This is a genomic window from Pyrobaculum sp. (assembly GCF_049971835.1).
Classification (GTDB): domain Archaea; phylum Thermoproteota; class Thermoprotei; order Thermoproteales; family Thermoproteaceae; genus Pyrobaculum.
In genome coordinates, this window is the sequence record NZ_JBMFKV010000133.1 from 1 (window position 1) to 5,317 (window position 5,317).

3 protein-coding genes and 2 pseudogenes are annotated in these 5,317 nt (G+C 57.3%); 2 read left to right on the forward strand and 3 right to left on the reverse strand.

Annotated features, from left to right (window positions below; translation table 11 throughout):
- Positions 1 to 23: 23 nt before the first annotated feature.
- Positions 24 to 389, forward strand: a pseudogene (locus tag ACP5J3_RS10515) (oligopeptide/dipeptide ABC transporter ATP-binding protein); the annotation flags it as partial.
- Positions 390 to 418: 29 nt separating this feature from the next.
- A complete protein-coding gene (locus tag ACP5J3_RS10520; RefSeq protein WP_428495651.1) occupies positions 419 to 982 on the forward strand; it encodes a DJ-1/PfpI family protein in 564 nt (187 codons plus the stop codon).
- Positions 983 to 1,271: 289 nt separating this feature from the next.
- On the opposite strand, the gene ACP5J3_RS10525 is transcribed toward ACP5J3_RS10520, so the two are convergent.
- The 3 genes and pseudogenes from ACP5J3_RS10525 to ACP5J3_RS10535 form a co-directional block, all read right to left on the reverse strand.
- Entirely contained in the window at positions 1,272 to 2,426 is a 1,155-nt protein-coding gene (locus tag ACP5J3_RS10525) for an LUD domain-containing protein (RefSeq protein ID WP_428495652.1), read from the reverse strand.
- A complete protein-coding gene (locus ACP5J3_RS10530; protein WP_428495653.1) occupies positions 2,423 to 3,352 on the reverse strand; it encodes a heterodisulfide reductase-related iron-sulfur binding cluster in 930 nt (309 codons plus the stop codon). Before ACP5J3_RS10530 ends, ACP5J3_RS10525 begins: the two co-directional genes overlap by 4 nt.
- Positions 3,353 to 3,380: 28 nt before the next feature.
- A pseudogene (locus ACP5J3_RS10535) lies at positions 3,381 to 5,317 on the reverse strand (malate synthase); the annotation flags it as partial.

The window sequence follows — 5,317 nt, forward strand, 5'->3', positions numbered from 1 at the left end:
CGCGATAAATAAAAGTAACGATAAAGATCCGGTTTACCTATCTATTTATCTGCCACGACATTGGCGCGGTGAGGTACATGAGCGACAGGATCGCTGTTATGTACATGGGCAAAATCGTAGAGCTAGGCCCCGCAGACGCCGTGATAAAAGAACCGCTGCACCCCTACACCCAAGCCCTCATATCTGCGCTACCCGTCCCAGACCCCAAGGCGGCTAGGAGTAGGAAGGTGATACTCCTCCAGGGCGAGCCCCCGAGCCCCATAAACCCGCCACCGGGCTGTAGGTTCTACCCACGTTGCCCAGTGGCAATAAAAGGGAAATGTGACCGCGAGGAGCCAGCGCTGAGAGAGGTTAAAAACGGCAGATTCGTCGCCTGCCACCTCTATTAACATATAAATAGACCTACAGAGCCTGTATCATGGCAAAGAAGGTATTAATTATAGGCGGCGATGCCGTAGAGGCGCTTGAAATCTTCTACCCCTACTTCCGGCTCAAGGAGGAGGGGTTTGAGGTCCATGTCGCGGCTCCAAGCAAAAAGACTCTGAAGACAGTGGTGCACGACTTTGAGCAGGGCTGGGAAACATACACGGAGAAGCCCGGCTACAACTTCCCATGGGTAGAGAAGCCCCTATCAGATGTGAAGCCAGAGGAATACGACGGCCTTGTGATACCGGGCGGCAGGATGCCTGAATACGTGAGAGTCGCCGCCAGCGAAGACGTGAAGAGAATTGTTAGACACTTCTTTGAAAGAAACAAGCCCGTGGCCGCAATATGCCACGGCCCTCTCATACTCGCCGCCGCCGGCGTCGTAAAAGGTAGAAAAATGACGAGCTACATCGCAGTAAGGCCTGAGGTGGAAAACAACGGGGGGACATGGGTAGACCAGGAGGTTGTGGTAGATGGCAACCTGGTGACCTCCAGGGCCTGGCCCGACAACCCGGCTTGGATGAGAGAATTCATAAAGCTCCTCAAGACACGGTAAGGGAGGTAAAACCGTGCTTTTTCCACTTCTCCACCACGCCACGGTGTTGACCATAGTAGCTAGACTAGGCCAGCACGTAGCCGTATTGAACCTGCTGTGTCCACAAACCCACCACTGACAGCACCAGAGGGATGGAGCTACCGCCCAGCGGTTAACTCGCTGTGAATTACTTCGACTACCCCAAGACGCAGTAATCAGCCTTTTGGAGACTCAACCTATTGCACCAGAGAGATTTGACGAGGCGATCCAAGGGGGTTGCCTATCTTCCTCGGGTAGATGTTTTAAAGACTTATTGGGAGGCCGCTGGGAGTAGCTTCAGATACCTCTTCCTAACTTCGTGGATTACTTTGGGGATGTCTATGCCCATAGGGCACACCTCTCTGCAGTTTCCGGCGTGGACGCATTTCAACGCGTGGGGGCCAGCCTCCTTCACCCCGCGGGTCACCGCTGTCCACATCACGCCCATGGGGCCGGTGTAGGGCGGCTTTCCAAACTCCTTCCCGAGGGCCCAGTAGACGGGGCAGTGGAGGTGGCAACGGCCGCATCTTATGCACAGCAACGCCTCCCAGAGGACGGGGTCGCGGGCGGCGGCCCTCCTGCCGTTGTCCACAAGCACCATGTGGTACTCCCTCGGCCCCTGCGCCGGCGAGACTCTGGTCATCTCTATATCGGCGGTTGAGCTGGGGCCGGCGGATATGTTAATGTACGTCGGCGGGTACAGGCCTGCATACGCCGACTGGAGGTCGGCCGTCAGCTGGGCGACTACGAGAGTCGGCACGATTTTGTCAACCCCGTCGTAAACTATGTGGACCGGCGGGAGGACGGAGGTCATTCTAATGTTGCCCTCGTTCTCCACCAGCACCACGGCGCCTGTGTCGGCCGCAATTGCGTTGGCGCCTGTGATGCCCACATCCGCCTTGATGAACTTATCCCGGAGAAACTCCCTGACCCGCGCCGCTATCTCAACGGCGTCGGGGGGCACCGCCATGCCCAGCCTCTCCCTCAGCACTTGGGCAATCCTCTCCTTGGTGAGATGCACAGCGGGTGCCAGTATGTGGGACGGCTCGTCCCCGGCGATCTGCACAAGAAACGCCCCCAGGTCTGTCTCCCAGACCTCGTTCCCAGCGGCCTCGAGCCTCTCACGTAGCTTAGTCTCCTCTGCGACGTTGTTCTTGCTCATAACCACGACTTTTCCGCTTCCCACGATCTTCGCCGCAATTTCGGTGGCCTCCTGGGCTGAGCCGGCGAGGTAAAAGCGGCCTCCTATCCTCTCCACCGCCTTTCTAGTCTCCTCGATGTAGTGGTCGAGGTTCTTTACTACCTCCTCCTTAGCCTCTCTAACCTGTCTCCTGATTTCCTGGAGGTAGGGATATCTCTTCAAAACGTCGTACGTCCTCGGCACAATGGATGACTTGGCCCGCTCGATAGCCACTTCCCAACTCATAGCTCCACAACCTCGGCGAGGTCTCTCACCTCCACGATCCCGGTCCTGGATAGGTTGGCGAGGCATATCGGGCAGGCCGATACAACAGTTCTGGAGAGCCCCGCGAGCTTTTTGGCCCTCCCCAGCGCAATTTTCGTGGCGAGTTGCGGGTTGATAGACTCAGCTGGCCCTCCACAACACCCAGAAGTCTCCCTCCCGGTGACGTAGGGATCCTCCACGGGGTTGCCCCCGGCGAGTATCCTCCTAACTAAGTCGTACTTCCCGAGGAACCTCGCGTAGAGGCACGAGTCGTGTATTGCAAAACCACTTATCTTCACCTTGACTCTCGACACGTCTATATATTCAAGGTAGCTACGCACATCTAAATCAAACTCCGGCACGTACTGGGGGTAGATCTTCTCCAACACGTATTGAGTATGTGGATCCACGGTAATAACCCGGCGCACCCCCCTCTCCTTGAAGTATTTATAAACCTCGGCGGCGTAGCTGGCGAAGTCCTCCACGAATCCAAGCTCGTAGAGCAGAGCCCCGGAGTAGGGCTCGTCGGGCAGTAAGCCAACCTCTACGTTGCTCTTCCTAAGCATGTTGTAGATATTTCTCAGAATGCTGTACGCCCTTTCCAGATGCTCCTTATCTGGCCTCAGGACGAAGCCGCCGAAATACCTCGCCGCGACGGCGGCCACCTTAGCCGCGGCGCCTCCCCGCGTCGCGCCGAATTTCTCCAAATTCTCCACAGCTTTCTGAATCACCGGAGTCATTTGATACATACAGGACGTGTACAACATCGTCTCCCTGGGGCCGGAGGGGAGCCCCCGTTGCCACCCGCTACAGATCTCTCTGTCGACGGGGATCGGAAGGCCTCTATCCCTGAGAGAAGACAGAACTAAGCTACGTAGTGAAAAAATCCAGCTAGTGGACGACTCCATGGCGATACTAAACCACCTCTTATATATATTATCTAATGTCGTGTATGGAGTCATATAGCTCGAGGACAGAGGGCTTTAACCTGCCATCCTTGACCATTCTCTCTACCTCCTCTCTAGGTGTGAACAGCGCCCTGAGCACGAGGTCTCTTTCTTCATCTGGTAGCGGCGACAGCGCCATTATCAGCCTGCCGCTGTGTTGTAAATATATGGAGGACTTCAGCTTTGCCTTTAGTATCTCCATAATCACAGAGGCGAAGGATCTGTCAAACCTCGGCTGGTTCTCCACCACGGCCCTCTCCACCTCGTCAATACGCACCGCCTCTGCGACTCTCTTCGCCGCCTCCCTAGGCGATAAGTATCTAAACGGCCCAGCCCTGTATGCCTCGGCTAGTATCTTCTTGACATCCCCGGCGAAGCGGCCCAGCACGCGTTCTGCGGCTATGCGGTCGAGGTCGTCGTAGAAGGCGTAGGTCCACTCCATGTGGAGATCCCACAGCTTGTCAAACAGCTCCTCGGTGAAGCGCGTGCCGGCGGGTATCTTGACCCGGTCCTCGGCCGGTATGACTCCGAGGCTAGTCCTCCCAGGCCCCTTAAACGCGCCGTCTTTCGTAACGGCGGCTTTGTGGCGGAGGACAGTCCACAGCCAGGTGGAGAATATGCGGCAGGTGGCGAGGTCGTTCATAAACCTCTGGCCGAGCTCGTAGTCGTCTATGGCGGCGGCTAGGTTGCCGTTGAGGAGCTGGAAGCCGTAGTTAGCCGCCATGTAGAAGGCGTGCTGGATGTGCTCGGCCGTGATGTCGCCCTTAGGCGGCTCATATAGGGCAGTCCACAGATCCCTCCCGCCCCACAGCTCTGGGTTGTTGAAAAGCTTCTCCGGAGTGTCCAGCATGTCGGGGCGTATAACCAAGGGCGTTATGTTGCCAGCCTCGTCTATGAGACCCAGCCTCTGGAAGAGGGCCCTCTCCTGCTCCGTCAACCCGCTGTCGACAGCCGGTATCTTAACGCCGTCCACCTCGACGTATTTAACCGGCCTGTTTATCATGGCCTGTAGCTCCTCTAGACTAGCCCTCAGCGGCTCGTTCCCAGCCTTGACGTAAGACTCCTCGGGGGTCGCCACCCAGCTCTGGCGGAACAGGTTGTACAGCCTCCCCCTCACCTTGCCCTCTAGTATATCTTTCAGAGCCACCTTTTTGACGAGCTCCTCTGTGTAGAAGATGAGGCCTATAAGCCTCTCCCTAAGCTTGTCCAGCCATATGGCCCTAAGCGCCCTGGCGTTAAAGCGGTTTCTCTGGTAGGGGTCGTCCGGCCTGTACTGCATCACCGCGGCCATGCCGCCCACAGGCCCGGCGTTTAGCCTCCCGTCTCTGCCGAGGCCCGCCATTAGGCACATAAGGGCGTTGTACTTCTGATACGCCATCATGATGGGGTGCGTCATGGTGATGTTCTGGGGGTCGGGGTACACTGCCTCATCCCTCCACATCTCTATCAGGGAGCCCAGGTAGTCCCAGCGCCCGTTGTTGCTCTTCACAAATCTCTCCCTCCAAATCCAGAAGATGACCGGCAGGTGCAGGCCGGCCCTAGCCTCTTCGTACAGCATCGCGATTTTTAACTCGCCGCGCCTCAGCCCCAGCCTGTCCTCCACACGGCGGAGGATCTTCTCCACAACCAAAGCCTCGTCGGCGGTCTGCACCTTAGGCACGTAGAAGTAGACGCCGGAGCCCGCCTTCTTCAACAAGTCGTAGTTATTAACAGCGTAGAGCACAATAGAGGTGATTATAGCCGGGGCCGGCCTGCCGTCTACCCGTATGTCGAAGTCCAAGATGTGGAGGCCAGGGACGCGGTGTATGAAAGTGGGCCGCCCTCCCTCGGCTTCCTCAACCTGTACTCCCCCCGTAGTACGGTTGCGGCACGTTCCCCCGCAGAACCCGGTTTACAATCCTCCGCGCCTCCGCCGTCACGCGCCCC

What these genes read in the sequence shown, in the direction of transcription:
- ACP5J3_RS10530 (WP_428495653.1), bottom strand. Translation starts at nt 3,352, where the DNA reads ATGGAGTCGTCCACTAGCTGGATTTTTTCACTACGTAGCTTAGTTCTG.
- ACP5J3_RS10525 (WP_428495652.1), bottom strand. Translation starts at nt 2,426, where the DNA reads ATGAGTTGGGAAGTGGCTATCGAGCGGGCCAAGTCATCCATTGTGCCG.
- ACP5J3_RS10520 (WP_428495651.1), top strand. Translation starts at nt 419, where the DNA reads ATGGCAAAGAAGGTATTAATTATAGGCGGCGATGCCGTAGAGGCGCTT.